The 21,084-nt window shown below is 44.5% G+C and carries 16 protein-coding genes; 3 read left to right on the forward strand and 13 right to left on the reverse strand.

Translation table 11 applies throughout. The annotated features are described in order from the left end of the window. The first annotated feature begins 9 nt into the window (after positions 1–9). Entirely contained in the window at positions 10–1,401 is a 1,392-nt protein-coding gene (locus IAQ59_RS04430) for a sodium-dependent transporter (RefSeq protein ID WP_209329788.1), read from the forward strand. Between the two features lie 80 nt (positions 1,402–1,481). On the opposite strand, the gene IAQ59_RS04435 is transcribed toward IAQ59_RS04430, so the two are convergent. Both IAQ59_RS04435 and IAQ59_RS04440 read right to left on the reverse strand, forming a co-directional pair. Then, complete coding sequence (locus tag IAQ59_RS04435) at positions 1,482–2,033, reverse strand: bactofilin family protein (RefSeq protein WP_209329584.1); 552 nt, start codon at positions 2,031–2,033, stop codon at positions 1,482–1,484. A 6-nt stretch (positions 2,034–2,039) separates the two neighbouring features. After that, positions 2,040–3,068: a ParM/StbA family protein gene (locus IAQ59_RS04440; RefSeq protein ID WP_209329585.1), complete on the reverse strand. Its 1,029-nt coding sequence runs from the start codon at positions 3,066–3,068 to the stop codon at positions 2,040–2,042. A 595-nt stretch (positions 3,069–3,663) separates the two neighbouring features. On the opposite strand from IAQ59_RS04440, the gene IAQ59_RS04445 reads away from it, so the two are divergent. Then, positions 3,664–4,242 (forward strand): porin family protein, encoded by a 579-nt coding sequence (locus tag IAQ59_RS04445; protein ID WP_209329789.1) that lies wholly within the window; start codon positions 3,664–3,666, stop codon positions 4,240–4,242. On the opposite strand, the gene IAQ59_RS04450 is transcribed toward IAQ59_RS04445, so the two are convergent. The 5 genes from IAQ59_RS04450 to IAQ59_RS04470 all read right to left on the reverse strand — a co-directional run bounded on the left by IAQ59_RS04450 (position 4,234) and on the right by IAQ59_RS04470 (position 12,146). Next, positions 4,234–4,827 carry a helix-turn-helix domain-containing protein gene (locus tag IAQ59_RS04450; RefSeq protein ID WP_209329586.1) on the reverse strand — a complete coding sequence of 198 codons (594 nt, stop codon included), beginning with the start codon at positions 4,825–4,827 and terminating at the stop codon, positions 4,234–4,236. The two genes, IAQ59_RS04445 and IAQ59_RS04450, sit on opposite strands and share 9 nt — an antisense overlap. A gap of 103 nt (positions 4,828–4,930) precedes the next feature. Beyond that, positions 4,931–5,515 carry a hypothetical protein gene (locus IAQ59_RS04455; RefSeq protein WP_209329587.1) on the reverse strand — a complete coding sequence of 195 codons (585 nt, stop codon included), beginning with the start codon at positions 5,513–5,515 and terminating at the stop codon, positions 4,931–4,933. A 407-nt stretch (positions 5,516–5,922) separates the two neighbouring features. Then, positions 5,923–7,107 carry a hypothetical protein gene (locus tag IAQ59_RS04460; RefSeq protein ID WP_209329588.1) on the reverse strand — a complete coding sequence of 395 codons (1,185 nt, stop codon included), beginning with the start codon at positions 7,105–7,107 and terminating at the stop codon, positions 5,923–5,925. Next, positions 7,104–10,256, reverse strand: coding sequence for an efflux RND transporter permease subunit (locus IAQ59_RS04465; protein ID WP_209329589.1), 3,153 nt, complete (start codon positions 10,254–10,256; stop codon positions 7,104–7,106). The genes IAQ59_RS04460 and IAQ59_RS04465 overlap by 4 nt, the downstream gene beginning before the upstream one ends. Before the next feature lie 423 nt (positions 10,257–10,679). Next, positions 10,680–12,146 carry a Gfo/Idh/MocA family protein gene (locus IAQ59_RS04470; protein WP_342450682.1) on the reverse strand — a complete coding sequence of 489 codons (1,467 nt, stop codon included), beginning with the start codon at positions 12,144–12,146 and terminating at the stop codon, positions 10,680–10,682. Between the two features lie 203 nt (positions 12,147–12,349). On the opposite strand from IAQ59_RS04470, the gene IAQ59_RS04475 reads away from it, so the two are divergent. After that, a complete protein-coding gene (locus tag IAQ59_RS04475) occupies positions 12,350–14,158 on the forward strand; it encodes an asparagine synthetase B family protein (protein ID WP_209329590.1) in 1,809 nt (602 codons plus the stop codon). Between the two features lie 178 nt (positions 14,159–14,336). On the opposite strand, the gene IAQ59_RS04480 is transcribed toward IAQ59_RS04475, so the two are convergent. The 6 genes from IAQ59_RS04480 to IAQ59_RS04505 all read right to left on the reverse strand — a co-directional run bounded on the left by IAQ59_RS04480 (position 14,337) and on the right by IAQ59_RS04505 (position 21,039). Beyond that, positions 14,337–14,597, reverse strand: coding sequence for a hypothetical protein (locus IAQ59_RS04480; RefSeq protein WP_209329591.1), 261 nt, complete (start codon positions 14,595–14,597; stop codon positions 14,337–14,339). Between the two features lie 18 nt (positions 14,598–14,615). Further along, on the reverse strand, positions 14,616–14,831 hold the full coding sequence (locus IAQ59_RS04485) for an HTH domain-containing protein (RefSeq protein WP_209329592.1): 216 nt from the start codon (positions 14,829–14,831) through the stop codon (positions 14,616–14,618). 211 nt (positions 14,832–15,042) lie between these two features. Further along, on the reverse strand, positions 15,043–16,776 hold the full coding sequence (locus IAQ59_RS04490; RefSeq protein ID WP_209329593.1) for an FHA domain-containing serine/threonine-protein kinase: 1,734 nt from the start codon (positions 16,774–16,776) through the stop codon (positions 15,043–15,045). Positions 16,777–16,825: 49 nt separating this feature from the next. After that, positions 16,826–17,536, reverse strand: a complete 711-nt coding sequence (locus IAQ59_RS04495) for a Fic family protein (RefSeq protein WP_209329594.1) — start codon at positions 17,534–17,536, stop codon at positions 16,826–16,828. Positions 17,537–17,547: 11 nt separating this feature from the next. Further along, positions 17,548–17,733: a DUF1016 N-terminal domain-containing protein gene (locus tag IAQ59_RS22720; RefSeq protein WP_209329791.1), complete on the reverse strand. Its 186-nt coding sequence runs from the start codon at positions 17,731–17,733 to the stop codon at positions 17,548–17,550. 12 nt (positions 17,734–17,745) lie between these two features. After that, positions 17,746–21,039, reverse strand: coding sequence for a DUF499 domain-containing protein (locus tag IAQ59_RS04505; RefSeq protein WP_209329595.1), 3,294 nt, complete (start codon positions 21,037–21,039; stop codon positions 17,746–17,748). Positions 21,040–21,084 lie beyond the last annotated feature (45 nt).

A 21,084-nucleotide genomic window follows, 5' to 3' on the forward strand; every position in this document is an offset into this window, starting at 1 on the left:
CAAAACATGATGCAAAAAGCAACCAACGTACCAAAAAGAGGGCAATGGGGTTCCAATTTCGGCTTCATTATGGCCGCGGGAGGCTCAGCTGTAGGATTGGGAAATATTTGGCGATTCCCTTACATCACCGGACAGAATGGTGGTGGGGCATTTGTACTCGTCTACATTATCTGCGTCCTACTTATTGGCCTACCCCTTCTGCTAAATGAAATCGCATTAGGTAGAAAGTCTAAAAAAAACCCTGTCGGTGCCATTCGGGTAACAGGTGGTAACCGCTTTTGGCAAAGTGCCGGCGTGCTTTGCGTGGTGGTTTGTTTTGCTGTACTTAGCTACTACTCGGTAATCGCAGGTTGGACGATCGGCTATATTTTTACAGAACTGATCAACATCCCTATCAATTTTGCGGACTTTGTACAGACCCCCTATCTGGTAATTCCGCTTTGTATGGTTTTTATCCTTGCGACGATTATCATAGTCCTTGGTGGTATATCTGGAGGGATAGAAAAAGCGGCAAAATTTCTGATGCCGATCCTATTTCTGATCATCCTGCTGATAGCCGCAAGATCCGTCACCCTTCCGGGGGCTGGCGCAGGGATTGACTATTACCTGTCCCCGGACTTTTCAAAAATTAATGGAAGAGTGGTTTTATCAGCGCTTGGGCAGGCTTTTTTCAGCATGTCGGTCGGGTGGGGACTGATGATTACATTTGGCTCTTACCTCCCAAAGGATTCCAATGTAATTCAATCTTCCGGTTGGATTGCAGGTATGGACACCATGGTGGCACTTATGGGTGGTCTGATGATTTTTCCTGCGCTATTTGCGCTCCTTCCGGGAGAGAGTCCAGACGGTGGTCCCGCGCTGGTGTTTAATGTGCTTCCAAGGGTGTTTGACCAAATTGACCCATTTGGAAATGTCATCGGGGCGATGTTCTTTGTCCTGCTGTTCGTAGCTGCCCTCACCTCAAGCATTTCCATGCTGGAAGTGCCGGTCGCCTACTTTATAGACGAGCGAAAATGGTCGCGAAAAAAAGCTACTTGGACGATCGGTTTAGGAGCGATGCTCTTGTCAATTCCCTCTGCCCTCTCAGCTGTTGATGGCAATTTTTTTCAAAAGCTTTCCTTCAGCTTCTTCGGCAGGCCCCTCGCCGGATTCTTCGATATGATGGACTTCTTCTTCGGAACCATGGCCGTGGTAATCATCTGTCTGATGCTGAGTCTCTACACTGGCTGGGTGAAAAAAATAAAATCCTATGCCGATGAACTTTCCAAGGGAGCGCCCGTCTTTGAAGGATTTCCAAAGCAGGCTTGGATATTTTTCATCAAATGGATCTGTCCCATCGTGATTATACTGGTGCTGATGAATATGGTAGGGATCTTCGGGGAACCCGGAGAAGGCGGATAAATTAACCGCTAAGAACCAAAAAGGCTGTCCCAAATAACATGAGACAGCCTTTTTGGTATCTAATCGACTTACGGTTTCAGCTACCAGGTTCGCGGAAAATTGCGGGTAAAATCGTCTGACAAGTCTGTCTTTTCTTCTTTTATCTCCTCCTTCACTTTGTCTACCTTTTCGGCTTTCTTGGGCTGTGATTTGCGCTCCTCCATAATAGAGTAAAGTTCCTCTCTACTGACTGCTTTTACCTTACTGTTCTTGGAAGCGGCTTCTACTAGCTCTTTGCTAACAGTCTTGATGGTGCTGTCAACCTTAGCACCCTTTTGAATCAAAATCTCCTGCGTCGTAATATTCCCTGAAACAGAAGCCATCGAATAAATGGTCGTTTCGCCTGTGATATAGAGGTCACCGACTATTTCGCCACTGATACTGATTTCAGCGGCGATGATGTCTCCGGTGATCGAAGCCTTTTCCCCCACAACCACCTTCTTATCTGTTCGGATACTCCCTACTAAAATCCCGTCCGCACGTATATCACTTCTGGATATAATATCTCCTGTAAGTTCAAATCCCAACGACAAAACCGTAACCTTACTTACATTCGCCGACTCCTCCTGCTGCTTGTTGGATTTAAATTTCATAAGCTTTTAGTCTTCTGATTCTTGTTTAAAGGTAGTAATAATGGTAGAACTGTTTCCAAGGTCAACTCCAACAGCCTTGTCTTTAGCACCTCCATTGATGGCTAGACTGTTATAACAATAACCGATGGAGGCAAGCTGCTCTGGATTTTCTGGGACGTGAATGTTCAACAACCCATCAAACTCCTCTTTGAATAAATTTACCAATTCGGTATAATTTGCTCCACCACCAGCTAGATACAAGTCCTCTGATTTGGCAAAATCCCGATCTGTAAAGGCCTTACGAATAGAAGGAGAAATAACATCTTTGTAGTATTGCTCGATAACCTGCTTTCGAAGATCTCTGAGATCAATTCGCTTTCTGTTAAGGATTATCGTTCCCTGACTGAAATTCTGATCTATCTGATGCTCAGTTTTCAAATCCAAGTAATTGTCCTTCTGTAGTTCCCGAGTGATCAGGTTTACGGCGTAACGAAGCCCGAACGTAGACACACTGGAACGCTGCACCAGCCCGCCCTCCGTGCTGAGAATGGCCTCCATCGTGCCATATCCGAGACTGATCATGAAAAAGTTACGCGGCGCATTGGGCACAATCTGTCTGACAGCCATACTGGCGCCAACTACCTCGGGGACAATGGCCACCCTATCCACTTCAACCGCCATTTTTTTGCGTCCGCCTCCCCCAAAGGTCTGCGTATCAAACTCAATGATGTGCTCGTTTTCCAACAACCGGTATGCACTTTCTTTAAAAACCTGAAAAGTAGAAAACGGAAATCCCGTGGTCACTGTGATTGGGCTGCCTAGCTTCTGGGATGCCAAGAGGAGGGCTGCCTTCAAAAATATCCGATAATCCACTTCCTCCGGAGAACTGTTGATATTTCTGTGAGGTGAGGTACCCTCTGAAAGGGCCAACTCACCCACCAAGTACCCCACATTATCGTGGTATATCTTCAACCCTGAGACTAAATCCCTCGCAACATTTCTCAGTTCCAGGTTGCTGCTCTCTAAAACGCTTGGGTATTTAATTACTTCTATCATGGACTAATTTTGTTCTGTTTATGCGTTAATGAAACAATTTACCTCTCAATGGATCTTCTATACGCAGCCTGCACATGAAGAAAGAACCGCAAAAGATCGCCAAAGTTTGAATAGATTAGACAAAAACACACCCGTAGTCCGCAAAGTCTCCTTTCAAATTCCTTTTCGATCATTCACTCAAAAACGGCAGGTTTTATCGCTAGTCAACCCATACTAACGGAAAAATATTTCAGCTAGTATACTCTTTCAACCATTTGTTTTGCCACTTTTTGATATTTTATGTCAAAATATTCCCGTTTGTCTTATTTTGAACTTATATCAAAGTTGGAGCACAAATTATTGCTTTATTGTTTAAAATACAAGGCATAAGATAGTTTGTGCACGTTTTTTATCAATTTGGCCAAAAATAACGTTGTCAAATTCGATCAAACGCTAGACAAGGTGCCTGGTTTTCGTTTTACGATCTAACATCGTAACTTTAAAATGAAATACATACTAAATTACCCTAGTCTTTTCGTTGATTATGGTTGAGAAAAGAACGTACCTTGGAATTAAAACCCATCAAAGGATGACCACAAAAACCTCATTTATCGGAATGTTGATCGGATGCCTGATTGCAGTAAGCATCGTCCAAACGCAGGCTCAGGAATTCTCCATTGGCCCTAAGCTGGGCATATCTCAAGCAGATATCAGCGTCAATGGCAACGGATTTTCAACGGGTGACAGCAAATTGGGCTATCACCTAGGGCTATTTGCCAGATTGGGGGGGAATTCCATCTTCCTTCAACCTGAAATACTTTACACCAATACCGGTGGCGAAATTCAGAGTTCGCAGAATCAAACGCAAGTAAACTATTCAGTTTCCTTCAACCGAATAGATGTCCCAGTCCTTTTCGGGTTCAAATTGGCCAGGTTCTTCCGCATTCAGGCAGGCCCAGCCTTGAGCTTTTTAATCAGTTCGGAAGTAGACACGAACAACGCTACCGTGCCCATGCCGGATTATAATCGGGCTACAATGGGCTATCAGGCGGGTATAGGGGTAGATATCGCTAACATGATCCTGGACTTCAAATACGAAGGCCCACTGGGCAAACAGGCTTCAAGCATTGCCGGTTTTGCGACTGATCAGCGGCAAAATCAACTAATCCTTTCACTGGGCATCCGGCTATTTTAGCCCTTGTACAAAAGTGGGGCTTGAAAGGTTATCCAAGCCAACCCGGGGCTTGAACGATAGCTTTTTATATTTAGAGGGGGTCAAACCGGTAACTTTTGTAAACTGCGCGGAAAGGTGTTGAACACTGCTGTAACCAAGACGATAGGAGGCCTCGCTCAAGGTAGTCTCATCGTAGCTAAGCCATTCCTTTACTTTTTCAACTTTTAGCTGAATAAAATACTTCTCTATCGTAATACCCTCCAACCCACTGAAAAGATGGCTCAGCACCGTATAATTTTCTGCAAGGCAGCCACCCAAATACCCCGACAGAGAAAAAGACGGCGGGATATCCCCCTCGTGTACCAACTTGATCAAGGCATTTTTTACCGACTCGATCCGCTGGGCATCCCTCGACTTCAGCAGCTCAAATCCCAAATGGCGCAACTCATTCTCAATGATCGTTACCTTTTCGGATGACAATGGATCTTTTGTCCTAACCCGACCAAGTAGTACTTCTAAATAGGCTATGCCATTACGATTAAATACCTCCTCCACGGCACGTACACAGCGGGGGCAAACCATGTGTTTGATAAATAATAGATGCATGGAAATAAAACAACTTGACACCGCATTAAATTCAAAAAAGGCCACCTCCTATCGGAAGCGGCCTTTTTTTCGTAGTGGTTGTAAGTGGTAAAGTGAATGTGTTTTATCTGACAGACAAAAACTTGCCAAATCCTGTTTCGTCCACGATCTCAAACGAGACATTTTTCAACGTTCTCAGGTGCTTGAAGTTGAACTTCTTTCCGAAAGTTGCCTCTGAAAACCGCTCTTGATGGATCAACTCAGATCCTTCATAAATTCGGATCGTCTTTTCCTTTTTATCCAGATTGTTCACCAACAAAGCGATGGTAGTGTCGCTGATAAGCCTTGTGTCAGCCAAGAATCCCGGCGCCTGTGGCTCCCGAACTAAAGAAACCTGGAAATCCTCCAACTTACCCAAATTTGCATCCATTACTTGGATGCTGTAGGTACCCAAATCCAACTTGCCCAAATCATAGTTACGGAAAAACACCTTTTCGGCTTCGATAACGTCCTTGTAGATGGTCACGTTTTGCTGATTTTTAATCGAAACGACCACTTTGCCTTCTGGCACAGATAGGTATTTCAACTGATACTTGTTGGATCCAACTTTCTTAAGCGTAACTACGGGGTCAGGTGTCCCTGCTTGTGTCCCGGCAAAGGAACTGAATGTGACGCTAAGGGCGACAATGGTTGCAATAATTAATCTCATGGTGTTAAATTTTAGAAGGTTTGTAAAACAAATGTTAAACCTCTGCTCCGGCAGGTTACCGGCAAATCATCGATTGAGGTTAATTACTTTGGGCAGGTAATTGAACGACTTACGTAAGTATGACACAAATGTATGGCGGGGATCTATCCATTGCAAATTAATCAACAAAAACATTTATTAATTAACGATTAGTTAACAAATACGGATAAGTATTAAAAATATGAAATTTTTCTAAACTCAGAAAAACCAATCGACAGTAAAAACTAATCAAAATATAATTCCTATAAATTCAAATAAAACAAACATTAATTTTTTTTCTGTTCTTTCATGTTGAAGTTACAAAACAAACCACCTATCAAAGGAATAAAGAAGCCTTCAGCTATTTTGGGTGTTTTTACACCCCCCTTTCAGCGCTTCAACCTATACCTATAAAACACATTATAGCTTCGCTCCACCTCCGGATCAGCGTTGTCATTGAGATAGACATGCCCATTTGTATCAGCAAAGTCCAAATGCCCAGATCTGGGAAGTTCATCCAACACGCCTATCTGCTTTCCTCCACTAACCCATATCCACCGCATTTTGCTGTACATAGCCCTCGCCTCCTTGTACTCGGGGGTATTGAAATATTGCTCCGATCCAGCCCGAAGTTGACGAATGATATCCGTCGGGATTTTGGTGGAAAATACGGCTACCAGATCATCCCCTGCATACCGAAGGTCAAAAAATGACGGATAATCGGAAAACTGATCCTCCTCGGAAAACTTGACGACCGGAACTTGTAAGGGACGGTCTTTATGGAATAGCTCGATCGTATCTCTCAGGATAGGCTGTTCCCCCGAAAAATCGTAGACAAAAAGCTGATTCCCCTTTACTGGCAATACCGCCATTTCCTGCTTCCCCGGATGGAATGCCATAATCACTCCTGACCCGACGAAGGAACCCTCGATTCTCGGAGTCCATCCCTTTGGATAGGTTTCCAGCAGTTGATGCGTAGAATCGGCCAAGTTATACCTGAACAGTATATTTGCCGAATCGTAGTAGGCAGCGCCTATTTCTTCCGGGTTTAATTCTTGCGAATTCACCAGGTTAAATTCCCTTCCCACCATGTAGTCTTTACCCCCTTTCACATAGGGATGGAAATTGGTCTGATAGTGATAAACCGACATGCCAAACATCCCCTTTTGCAAAGAAGGCAGTTGGAATTGCTTTTTCCCAGCCAAATCATACACATGGTACCCGTTGAACGTCCCTTCCGCGATCCACCGGTCTCTGCCTAAGAGCCGGTACCCAAAGGCCCCATTGACGCCCAGTCCGTTCGGTCCGTCATGCAGCACATCAAAAACCTGCAAAATCGTCCCCTTTTCGTCTACCAAATAGGGTTTACGGGACCTAAGCCCACGCATCAGAAAGTACCCGGCTTCCGGAGAGTAGTCATCCGTTGCCAAGGGTTGGAGCTCTTGCACCACGATGCTATCCACCAGTTCTAGCGTAAGCTTGGCGTTTGGCCCGTATTCACGCTGCTCTATAGAAGAGGTACAGCCAAACACCATGCCGGCTATCATTAGAAATGCAGAAAATGTCTTAGTCATGGATTAGGTGCTTTCTGGGTATGTTTGCGCTGCGAAGGTAAAGCTTTGTACCTATTATTTTGCCAAAGGAATACGGGAAGAGCCCAGAAAACCCCAATCATACTGAACAACAACCCCCCTATGGTTCCAATCGCAAGGGAAAACCAAAAAACTTCACTTTGCCCTTCCATAATAAAAGGGATCAAGCCGAAACAAGTGGACATAACGGTTAACAGGATAGGAGTTGCCTTTCCGGCCACAGCCTTCAGTAAATTTCGGTTATACACACCCCCCTTCCTGTTATTCAAATCATTGACGATAAAAATAGCTGCATTAACTGCCAAACCTCCCAACATGACAAACGCCGCATAACCGCCTTGATCGAAGTAAAAATCAAACAGGGAGAAAATCAGGAACAGACCGATAAATGAAATCGGAATGATAAAAATAATCACCAGAGGTTGCTTAAAATTCTCAAATAACACCGAACAGATAAAGAATATCCCTAACACCAATACCGCTAAAAGCCCATACTGTCGCTTAGCCTTGCTGTAATCCCAGCTATACGTTTGCTTTGTTGCGGTATAGCCCAAGGGCAAGGTCGTTTTCAGTTCATTCAACACCTCATCCAAATACTCTCCACCAAACTTGGCCGACCCCATATACTCAAAGGATACCAACCGAATATACTGCCGGTTCTCCTTATGGAGCGAACTGGTGGTGGTTTCCTTATTTAGCGTACCGAAACTCCCTACCCTAAAAATCTCGTCCTCTCCCGAAATCAAACTGGTATTCTCCAGGTCAAATCGTGAAAACGCATCCGAACCCCTTTCCTTCAAGTAAACTCCATAGCGACGATTATCCACGTTTACAAACAAGGAGGCCGATTGGGGCTTGGCTACGTCGTCCAGCGCACTCACTATCCGGTACATGTCAGCGCCTCCCAGACTCATTCGATCTTGGTCAAAACGCAGCACATATTCTTCTGTTTTACGTTCGTTGTAACTCAGCCGCTCATTCGTGTTAACCTCTTGAATCCGCCGGTGCGCCAGCAGCTGCTCCGCCAGCTTTTCGGCCTGCCGCTCCAGCTCATCGAAGTTATAGCCCCGCATCTCCACCCGAAAAGAAGGTATCCCCTCCCCTCCGGGACCGGTAAAAAACCCCTGTCCAACCCCGTAAATGTTCCACCTAACGCCGCTCCAGTCGGTTGACTTCATGGCCAGTTTGCCTTTAAGCTGATAGGGCAATGCGGAGCGCTCATAGGCTTCTTTAAAGGTGATTTCAATGCGGGCATTTTGACCGGAGGAAACGGTCGTTACAAATTTATCCACCCCTTCTACCCCTTTTAGATACGCTTCAAATTCCCGGATAATGTAGTCCATTTGCTCCAGCGTATTGCCAAAGGGCAATGCAGCATTGACATATAGCCTGGTGCGCTCCGGCTCGCGGTACTGGGATTTCTCGAAAACCCCTCGTACAAACATCCGAATAGAGCCTCCCAGTGCCTTGTCTACCCAAGGCCTAACTTCCTCTTGGTAATAGGTGCTGCCAATACTCTTGTTATACCACTCCTGCCCCTCCCACCGGGATGGCAGATAAAAAACCGGCAGACCAAAAAGGAGTATCAGCAAAAAAACAAAGGTTTTACGGTAATTGGCCGTAAATGCAATGGTGCGTTCCAAATGCAAAAATGCACGAACCCTTCTCCGAAGTGCCGCAACGGACAGCTTCCTGCCTGACTGGCGCTTTTTCCCAAATAGCAACTGATATAAGGACGGTGTGAAACCCAGCGCTACCATTAGCGACACGCCCAACATGACTGCTACCACTACCGAAAACTCCCCGAGGTTCTTCCGATCTTCCTCCGGAAGCAGGAACACCATCAGTAAGGCCGCAATGGTGGTCAGGGAAGCTGCCAACAATGCCAAAAATACCTTGCGGTTTCGGTGTTTGTGAAGATGATCCATCATAATGATCATATTGTCCACAATTAGCCCGAAGGAAATCGTCAATCCTGCCAATGAGTAAAGGTGAATGTCGACCCGAAGCAAATACAGAATAATCACCGTAAGGCTGAGGTTTACAAGAATCCCCAAAAACAGCGTAGTCAGGTACCGGATGTTTCGGTTTACCAAAAAAATAAAGACCACCAGAATCAAAATGGAGAGTCCGGACCGCTTGTAGATTTTCTTGAGCTCCTTGGCCAAATATTCTGTGTTGTCATTTTCCAAGCGAACGTCAAAACCGGAAGGAAGCAGGCCAGCCTGCCCGCTGACTACCTCCTTGATGCGCTGGGCTAGCAGTACCTTGTTCACGCCGTCTCTCGAAAAGATGGTCATGGTTACCGAGTTATTCCCATTGATTCGGTAGTAATTGGTCGCTTCCTCCTCCTGCAGCGACAGGGTTGCCACGTCGCTCAAGTACAGATCCTTACCCTCCAGCGTCCCCAAATGTAGGTTTTGGAGCTGTTCCAGTGCCGTCAGAGACCGGTCCACCGTCAAAAACAGTGATTCGCCAGACGCATTGATCACCAAACCGGGATATTGAAGTCCAAAAGCATTTCGGATTCTGGAAGCCAGCGCATTTCTGTTGATCTTCAATGCCTGAAGCTTCTTAATGTCGTATACTATAAATAAACTAAGGTCGCTCGCGCCGCGCACGGAAATCTCTTCAATCTCCTCAATGCGATTTAGGGATGATTTCAGCACATCTTCGGTGATCTTCTTGATCTCAAAGGAAGCAAAGGGACCGTTGATGCTAAACGTAAGGATGGGAGACCTTTCATTGACATTCCGTTGCGCAGATTGGGTCACATTTGGGTAGGAAACTTTGGTATCCATGGAGGGGTACACCTGGCGAATCAGGGAGGCTACCTCAAACTGCTTGTACTCCATGTCGGTGTGTTTGTCAAAGCGCAACGTGATAGAGCCTCGGTTGTATTCCGATATGGAATTAATCTTCTTAAGTTCTGTGAGTTGGCTGAATACCCCCTCCAGGGGTGAGGTTCCCAACTTTTCGACTAACTCGGGGGAGGCATCACGCACTGAAAAAGAAATATTCAGTACCGGTTCGCGTTCCCTCGGGTTCAAATCCACGGACAATTGGGGAATCAGTGCAAAACCAATGATGGACACCACAAAAAAAGCAACCACAAACCGGAATGGTGTCATACCTTATTTATTTTTTATGTGTTCCACTAACATGGATGTTCTTTCCGAAGCCATTCGACAAAATGTCACGACGAGCCAATTCCCGGTTCCATTGATATTTCATGGAAGTACAGAACCTCCCATAAAACGAGGACAGCAAGACCAAACAATGAAATCCGGAAGTGGTTCTTAATCGGTTCAAACCATATAACGTCAGAAAAACAACCTCTTAAAACTAAAAAAATAATATCAAAAGCAAAAATATTTTGATTGATTAATTACCTTCCACTGTACTTTTTAACATTTATTTAAATTATAAAAGATACTTTTTACTCAATTTGACCCGCATGCCTCAAACGGAAACGGTAGACGGCATACTCCTCCAGAATGAACTTGGAGAAATACGCCGTCAGCTGTGCTATTCGCAAAATCAAACCGATATTATCAAACCGACTTCGGCGAAGGAATATCAAATTCGGCATTTCGCGGATCGTAAAGCAAGCGGTTAGCCTCTACGGAATGGTCTCCTACAAAATGCTCGGCCTCTCCATCAAATTCCAGCCAAGGCCCTACGATATAGTCTGCTTTATCTTCCAGTACCCCCATGCCATCTCTCGCAATGGCATGTATTTTCATAAACTCTTCATAGGCGAGCGGATTGTCACCAAAGCGCCCTGCTTTTGCGTTAAACGGCACTTTTTCTCCCAGTCTATAAGATATATTCATCAAATGACCCAAGGTGCAGCTATAATGCGCATCATACATATTCCCGTTTGCCATCATCGGGTCACCCGCCTTACAAGCAGCTACAAAGCTACCATAGGGGCCTCCAGGCGTAATTTTCACTTCCGTAATCGGTACATTTCTGGGTTGGCTGCCATTATGGGAGTGGTATTCCCCATCTATGAGTTTTCCACCATCCTCAAAATAAAACCTATTGGTCACTTCCTGCACATAACCTTCGTGATTGACATTTCTTACATTAAAAAAGACCTGCTGCCCATTGGCAAACTCGGCAATGGCAAACATGGTATTGGGTGTTTCCCCCTGATCATCCCACGAAAAACGTCCCCCCATGGCCATCACCCTCTTGGGATGCGTGTTGGCCACTTCCGGATCCAAGGCCCAATAAGCCACATCCAGCTGATGTGTTCCTTGATTGTTCAGCTCGCCGTTGCCGACCTGCCAGTTCCAATGCCAGTTGTAATGCACGAGATTTTCATGAAACTGGTCGATCACTGCCGGTCCCTTCCACAGATTCCAATCCAGGTTGGAGGGTACAGTCGTATAGGGCTTGTGCCCGATTCCTGCCCTTGGTTTACAAGCAAAGCCATGCGAAACCAGCATTTTGCCGTATTTGCCCGATCGGATATCACTGATTTGATTCGCCCATCGGGCTTCGCTTCGCCGCTGAGCGCCATGCTGAATGACCACCCCGTATTTTTGCGCAGCAGCCAATGCCACGCGCCCTTCGTACACGTCGTGACTTGCCGGCTTTTCCACATAACAGTGCTTTCCGGCCTGTGCGGCCCATATTACCATGAGTGAATGCCAGTGATTGGGCGTAGCGACGGTGATGGCATCGATGTTTTTATCCTCCAGCACCCTTCGTACGTCTGCCTGTCCTTGCGCACGGGAATGCACGCCGCCACCGTCCCTAAGGCCTTGTAGGCGTTCGGCCAGCACCCGGCTATCCGGATCCACGAGGTAAGCAATCTCTACGTCATCCAGGGCAGTAAATCCACCGATGTGGGACTTCCCTCTTCCGTTGAGTCCGCAGACGGCGATACGCATGCGGTCGTTGGCCCCCACGATGGATGCGTAGGACTTGGCACTAAAACCGAGCGCCCCTATAGATATTCCCGCAGTACCAAGTGCGGATTTTTTTAGAAAAGACCTTCTTTCGTTCACGTTATTTGGGTTTAATTAGAAACAACTATCTGATCCTTAAATAAACTATAAAATTTTATCCCAATCAACTTTTCCTTGGCGATTCGTAAAAGAAGTGTCTTTTAAATAAAAGATACCGAAAGGAGCAAAATGTTTTACTAGATTTAGGACCGATATGCATTTGTGACCATTAGTTTACGGAACCACTTAAAGCCCCACCCCTTATGAACGGTTTTTTTGGAGTCATTCGCCTGGGCCTATCCGGGCAGGAGGCCCTGCTTTCCCTCGTACCGGATTGGCTGGAAACCAATCAGCACACAATTTCCGGTACCCAGTACGTACTTAAGGGTTTCCGTACAGAAAACCTGGCACTGCTCCCGGAATATGGACTTTCATTGGTTGGATGGGCAAGGATCGACAACCGCAGGGAGCTCGTCGCCAAACTGGCTCTGGCCGGTGCCGAAAATGATCTGACGATCATCCTAGCCGCTTACCAAAAATGGGGAACAGACTGCCTGAAACAGCTAATTGGAGATTTCAGCTTTGTACTTGTAGATGAAAACAGCCAAACTTTCCTTTTGGCAAAAGACCCCTTAGGGGTACGTCCCCTTTTCTACACACGCTATGATGACCTGCTTTTCCTTTCGACCAGGGTCACAGACTTGAGAGAAGCGCTTCCAACCAGTCCAGAAATTAATTTAACCTATGTAGCAAGGGAGCTTAAAAATTTTCCGCAGCCGGTAGAAGAAACGTTTTTTCGTTCCATTCACCGACTTAAACCAGGTCATTTTTTGAAACTATCGCCACAGGACACCCTTGTGGAGCAACCCTACTGGGAGCTAACACGCATTCCCCTTCCGGGATGCAAGACGAAAGCCGATTACCATGCACTGCTACTTGCCTGCTTGGAAGAAGCGATCCGATGCCGCATACAAGGCAAATCAAAAGTAGGCTGCCAGTTAAGTGGCGGCATGGACTCATCGGCTATTGCCGTACTGTTATCCCGGCTAATGCCAATTGGAGACATCCATACCTACTCCTTTGTACTCGATGAGAAAACGAGAACTTACTCTCCAAACGGAATAGACGAGCAAGCTACCCAAGCCGACATCATCCAATTCGCTGGATTGGACATTAATAACCACCACCCCATCACCAGGTTTCACTTCAATGATATTTACGAAGAGTTAGATACTCGAAATGACGTGATGGGCGGGCTGGCCAACAGCGATGCCATATGGCAGGACTCCCTATTTAAAGAGGCGGCCGAGCGGGATGGCGTTGAAGTCATGTTCAGCGGATTCCCCGGAGATGAGGGAATCTCTGCACCTGGAAGCAATTACTTTCACGAGTACCTTTCCCAGGGAAATATCACGGGCCTGATGCAGCACCTTGCTGCCTTCGGGTTAACCGGCCTAAAAGGCATAATCCGGTATTACGTGGGAATGTACCGTGGCTCCACCAACGCCTCATTCCAATCCACGTTGGAATCTAGAAACCTACTTCATCCGAGCAGCCCGCTACATGCGCAACTACAAGAAAATTCATTCCCTTTTGACCGCTCCTTCTCTGCATATCTGAAGAGGCGCATGTGCCGACCCCACACCACGCTGCGAACCGAATCTGAAGGGGCCTACGCCAATCGGCACGGAATGGAAACCGTCTATCCATTGGCAGACATTCGCCTACTGCAATTGGTTTATAGCCTCCCCGTCCATCTTTTTAAGCCAAAGCCCTACAAACGGGCCCTGTTCAGAAATCTTACCAAGGGTATTTTACCTGAAAATGTACGGCTCCAACCAAAGTTCAACGGAGCCAAAACCCTGGCCTTTGCGGACTATTGGATCACCAACAAGAGTGAGCAACTCGCAGACTATGTGCCGAAGGACCGCTACAGTCTATACATAGACTTGTTTGATGTTTCAGAGCCCGGTGCCGACTCGAAATTTATGGAAACCAAGCGGCGAACCTTTCTAAAAGAAGTGGACTACTTGCTGGAAAAAAACACCCCACCGCAACTATCCCCCCTTTAGGCACCTGGTTTCCATCCCTATTTCCGGCTTTTCGATCATCCAAGCAATGTTTGGATGGGGTAGCTTTCCCGGAAATTACCAAACGGCGTGAGCCTAAATTCGCCTATTTAGAAACTTTTAACATATTGCTGATTACGAAAACGAGCAGCCCCTTATCTATTTGGCTATCTTGGCTCCGCTAATACCCATGGCCTTCGATTTGTATTTTTTTCACCATCAACAACTTTGATTTCAGTTGGGTAGTAGCACTAACCAACTGACTGTTTTCTTTCTTCAGCTTGGTTTTGAGGTACTTCCAATAGTTACGGGTTTTGTTATAATTCGGCTCCTCATTCAAAACCCCAACAATATCCAACACACTGAACCTCCATTGGGAATGAGCATCATCCCAAATGGCGCGAACCTCCTGATCATTAAAAAAGCGGATGGATAGTTTCATGTTTTCCTGTAGCTCTTATTATTCTTTGATATAGTAACCACCTGTTTTTGTCATAAATCTCTCTGACACTTGGTAGCCTCCAGCTCTCTTTGAACCTATATACTCAATAACTCCAAGTTGTTTGAGAAGAGAAATATGACGTTCTAATGTTTTATAAGACTTGTCTAACTTTTCAGCGATTTCAGAAGCTCTAACGCTCTTTTCAGTCAAAATCAGTGAAACAATTTGAATCATGGATTCTTTTACCCCCTCAGTTATTCCCTCGATTAATCCCTCACTTATTCCCTCATCGATAACCTTTATTATTCCCTCATTTATTCCCTCATTTATTCCCTCAAACCTTCGTCATTTACGCCTGGTGTGGATGGTTGATATTGGGGTGCAGCCTTTCCAATAGAACATGATGGGAAATACTTTGCAATAACATCATCAACGAAATCGGCATTCACACAATCCTCCGCTCGTCCGGGTTCACCAAAACCCAATGATTTCCAACTTGTATCTTACTTAATCCGATCAATTGTACTTTTCCATATACCTTTTTATCGTTAACCTTCACCCCCGAAAATGAGTCCAAATCATAAAGCCATATTTCATTTGGTTGGTTGATGATTACCGCATGCCTTCGGCTTACTATCGTAGAGCTGGAAATTAGTATGTCGTTAAAATAAAAGCCATCTCTCCCAATTTTAATTATTGAGTCAGTAAAAGTCTTGCCCTTCAAGCACGAAAAATTAGAGTCTACGATGCTAAGCGTTGACTTTTTGTGATCAATGTCCAAAAATTTTCGGTCCATAAACAACAGCTTCGATTTGAGAACAGGCCTTCCTTTCACGCCATAACTTCTCACGGATTCCGGCTCCAAAAACAATGACCTATTGTATTTAACAAATACCGATTGATCAAACCCCCACCTATCCAACATCTTCCCTTCGATATTATAGTCATTAAGCATATAAAAAAGTGCAATATTACAACTTAAACACTTATCCTTCGGAAATACCCTTAATAGTTCGCCACTCAGTTTAATAGCAGCCTCAAGTCTGTTGGTTAAGTAAAAACATTTTAATAACAGGTTATGGGCCTCTAAATCTGTGGGGTTTCTCTGAATATGATCCGACAAAAAGGAAATCGCCTTGGCATAATTGCCCTGTTCGAGGTGTATTTCGCCCAACTGCCTTTGAATATTAAGTCTTGGATTAACTCTAAGCGCCTTTTCAAACCATAAATTTGCCTCAGAAACCTTACCCCTATCCAAGTAAAAATTACCTGCCACTTCCAAAATCTGCAAATTGTCCGGATATTTTTCGACACCAAATTCAACCAAGCTTAAGGCTTTTAACCAAGACCTTCTTCTAATCAAATTTTTGATTTTATCTGAGATGATACCCGCATCAAAAACCTCCTTTCTGATGGCGAAGGGTATCTCTTTGGACGCTAATGCTTCTGCAAAATCCCGCATTGTTTGAAATCTTGTTTCGGGATGCCTGCTTATGGCCTTTAAAACAATACTTTGTTGCCATAGGGGCAGGCCTTCTATGGGATAAGATAAGTCCCTGTGCATGCGAATTATTTCCTCCACAGACTTGTCATAAAATGGATTCCACCCTAACAGCGATTCTAATAAAACCACCCCAAGTGCGTAGACATCTTCTCGGGGATCTTCGTTTGTACTTCGCATCCCCACGAGTGCTTGAGGGCTTAGGTAACTTCGGGTACCTCCATATCGATTAGCCATACCAAAGTCGGAAATCTTTGGTATCTGATCTGAAAAGAGAATATTAACAGGCTTGATGTCTTTATGGACTATTCCCTTATCATGAATTTCCTGTAGGGTTAGTGCCAACTGCTTTACCCACAGCAGTAACTGATCGGGGTCTTGTGATTTGGCCCTGATTTTGTCATGCAATGTCCCCTCGGCACAATACTCCATGACAAAATGAAGACTATCCCCTTCCCAAAAATGATGAAAATACATCACCGTGTGGGCAAGCTTTAACTTGGATACCTGTCTTATTTCATGGATGATATCATCTTGACTATTTTCGGAACCGATAAGCTTTTTTATCGCCCTCAGTTCTCCCGTGATGTTTTCCTCCGCAAGAAAAACCTGACCAAATCCACCATTTCCCAATAGCTTTAGGATTTTGTAGTTATTTATGGTTTGTCCTATGATCATGCATTTCTTTTACTGGAACGACATCCAACATTATCACATTCTAAGGTATCTATTTTTTAATAAAATACCCCCCTGTTTTTGACGCTCCTTTAAACTCAATATAACCATGCTCTTTGAGGATTTTCAAATAACGCTCTGTAGTTGCTAAGCTCTTTTTTATCAAAGAATTTAACTCGACGGCTTTTTTACCTTCTTCATTGGCTATGGTGTCGTACAAAAACTGCAACTCCAATAGTACACCCTCATTTACACCCTCAATTTTTAGATTTACACCCTCATTTACACCCTCAAGCTTGGCGTGAATCAACTGTTCCCTAAATAACTCTCCTCTTTCAGTTAAAAGATATTTTTGATTAGGATGATTCGGGTTTTTACCAAACTTCATTTTTACAAACCCCTCTTTTTGAGCAGATTCAAGGTAGTTTTCTCGAAAATTTTTAATATCCTTTAATCCTAGAATATCCTGAATCTCACTTCGAGTCATCTCACCATCAATCACTTTTATCAGGTTTTTCACTTCCATAGAGCTTGAGGGGAACTTGAGGGGAGGTTGGGGGGAGGTTAGGGGGTACTTGGTCGGCACTTGGTGGGCACTTGGTCGGTATAGGACGGTTCTAAAATCTTCCATTTGCTCAAAAATCGGCTCCCGAAGCTTATTCTCAAGTGAAATTGTCTGACCAAAATTATTCTGAGCCAAGACCTGGTTTTCAAAATGGTTTTTTCCGATTTTCTCCATCAAATCATTTTTGGACCAACCCATTTGCCGGGTTTTTAGAAGGTAATATTCTCTTTGGGCATCGTTTTACATTTTTCAAAAATCAATTTATTCTGGACCCATCCAATTTCTCGCACCAATGGTGCGAGTTTTTGATTGTCTTTATAGACTTCATAAAATGTCTTCATCCGCCAAATATTTGAAGTCGAAAAACCCCGAATACCGGGAAATTCCAGTTGCAGATTCTCTAACCTTTAGTCTTCTTCTCCGAAATCCAAGCCCAATTGCTTCGCTGCTTCTCTCGCTGACTTGTATTGCTGTTTACTTTCGTCAATTGGGCTGGCAACTGTGGACTTAATTTTAAATTTTACCTCTATTTCAATCTTGTTTCCATTCATGGCGAATGGTGTGATGAAATAGTTGAATAGTTCCGTGTAGCGTTCTAAGGGAACACTACCGCTCACCGTGATAGACTTGAATTGTTTTATGCCTACATTCGAGTCAACAGCTTTTGCCCCCAGGGGTTCGAAAGGAGGTTCACTGACTCCTGAAACTGATGTATCGGAATTAGTCGCTAACGTATTAATTGTTTGAGTTATATCCTTAGGGGATGGTTTTAAGCTTTTATCCACCAACCAATAGGTGACGTCATTGACATCAAAGAATGGAATGGTTTCTTGAAAATAGTACCTTGTAAAGTCTTTCCCATCCCCTGTTGCAATACAGTACTCACCGTTTGTACAATACTTTTGTAAGCTTCTAGCAACTGCCTCAGCTCCCGTAATCATAGGCTTGTCATCAAAGCGCAGGAATGCCTCATAGATGTCCTTTGCTTTAATAGCTTGTTCGGGTACTGGAAGCAGATTGTTGTTTCTTAAAGTTCCTAAGCCAACAGATTCTAATAACCATTCTTCTTCCTTCAAGGATTCGACAATAATGGTATTGATTTGGGTGTCTATACTATCTTTGAACTGACGAATTTGAAGAACATCCGAACCATTTTTAGCTGAAAACTTGGTAACAATGGAATAGGCTGCTACAATTGACGATTCCGAGCTTTTGGAGGCTTCATCCATGCGTTTTCGAAGGTCTGCTTTCTGCTCTTGCTCCAATTGATTAGTATACTCGGCACTTATTTTTTGACAGGCTAGATATTCCCGAACATCTGATTGTAGTCTTCCAATACCTAATTCAGAACACACCATGAAAAGGAGTGTATTTCTGTAAATCCGCTCACTATTTCCTTTTTTGGTGGCAATCTTCTGGATCAATGGGAGCGTATTGCCATTGATCCCGTTAGGGTTGGCTAAATGATTTGGGCTTAAGATTAAGAGCGTTGGTTTTTGCTGTTCAGGAATGTCTTCTGCCGGATTTACCAGAACATTGAATGCGTGAACATTCTTGCTTTTCTGATGCAGGCGGTTGATAATTTCGGCATGGATGTCTTCTGTTTTTACATCGCTCTTTGCCTGATTAATCAGGATATTGATGTTGGGTTTGGTATGGAACCAATACCGTTTTCCTGAACTGGAAGATTGAGCATAGTACAGGTAGTATGCATTACTTTCCAATTCATCCAAAGCCCCATTTACACTATTGTGGTTAAAGCCGTGTGGAACAAGAAGATTCAATTTGAGTTCTGGCACGGAGATACCCTTATTGGTTCCTTCGCTACCAAACGAGTTCATTAAAATGACTGAAGCAATGCTTTGCGTCAAGTACCAATCACCATATTCTTTCTTATTGCTATCTATCTTAAAAGCATTGGATGAAGAACCTGCTGCATCCGCTGAAATCACGGAATCATAACCATTTCCGTAAAGCTTTTTTAATTGGCCGGAAAGAGCATCCAAGTTGGCGAAATTTACCACACCCGTATGTATCATGGCGTTGCCGCCAGGAAGTGATTGCTGACGTTTCCATAAGTCACTTACTATGGAAGCCAGCAATCGCAAGACTCCCCTTGTACGCTGAAAATCATGATGGCTTGCCCAGCGGATTCTGAACACATCAATTAATTCCGGATGGAAAGGGTAGGATTTTAAAATCTTCTGCTTGTACTCCGATTTGTTAGCATTGGGGGGAAGCTCTGACCAATACTCCTGATACATGCTCATGTATTGATCGGCAATTGACTCAATGGTCTTTGCATCTCCAATGTCTTCAAACAAACGCCTTCTGATAACTTCATAGATTTCCTCATCCGCAACGGGCTGGGTATCTGCACCTACTCGACTCACTCGCTTTTGTAAGGAACTCAATATGGCTTGTGCTTCGGGAGTGTTACCTACTTCCTGCACACTCGCAGGAAGCGTAATCACAGCCACACAGTTGTTAGTGCCTGAGACTGCTTCAGTCAGTTCCTGCATAAAGCTGATGGTTTGATCTGCCAAACTGCTGTTTCCCGCTTTTCTTGCTGATGCCTTCACGCAATAATCAGCTAACTCATCCACCAATATCAAGGCAGGTTTGCATTGTGCCAATACTTGCTTGAATATACCTGCAGGGGCAATCAATTGCTCGTCATTTTTTCGCACTAACTCATACGCCGGTTTGCCGCCTAATTGGTAGGCTAACTCTCCCCAAATGGTTTGGATATGCACGCCATCCTCTGCCTGTCTTCCATTAGCAGGGTCGTTGGTGGTATTGGTGAATACTGCGATGTTGGCAAAATCAAACTCCGGAGCTCCTGTGTAGGCCAACAAGTCTTTGGTATAGTTGGATTTGATGGCGTTTTTACCCCACTTGCTTAGGTGATACAGTGAAATCAAGGTGTGAGTTTTTCCTCCACCGAAACCTGTTTGTAGTGAAATGACACGGTTCTCAGCATCCTCTTTTCCATTCAAGCCTTTCAATACAGTTTTTGCCACATTCTTTAAGCCTGCAGTAAAGTAGGTTTTAGAAAAGAACACACCAGGGTTGCTATAAATCTCACGTCCATTACCCAGCGCTACTTCCGCAAGATTGGCAGCAAATATAGACTCATCTAATCGGCCTTGTTTGATATCCATGTGCGGAGTAACTACCCGGAACCATGGAATCAATGCGCCATGTTCAAGCGGTGGGTTTTTCTTTGTCGCAAGCTTTGTGATGGATTGTTCTTCCTTGGCTTCTTGCAGTGATGCCAATGCCTCTTCCAATTCATCCATTTTTAGCGAGCGGGCAATGCTCTTCATGTTGATGAAGGTTTCTGCAAACTCGTCTTCACTGATTTCTTGAAAATGAGCCAGCTTGTTGCGGACATCATAGATGGTTTCCAAACGGGTTGCCAACTTGTTAGTGTCCTTACCAAAATCAGCACGTATCAGGTCTTTGTACTTTAAGGCAAAACTTTTGAGGTAGGGGTAGTCTATCAAAGCCTCCGGTGAAGAGCCTGATTTTAAGCCTTGATTCCAGTTGTCTTTCTGTTGCGGATATAATGCCTCCACAAACCATGCAGGCCATTTATCCCCTGCTTCATTGGTGAGTATTGCCACCACATATGGACGAAAGGCTTCTATGAATAGCCCAAAAGCTTTGAAAAGATTATCCTGTTGTATCTGCTTCATGATGTTATCCTGCGTTATTCAACTAAATGGGTTTGAATTCGATTC

It is taken from the genome of Lunatimonas salinarum, from assembly GCF_017811155.1.
Lineage (GTDB): Bacteria > Bacteroidota > Bacteroidia > Cytophagales > Cyclobacteriaceae > Lunatimonas > Lunatimonas salinarum.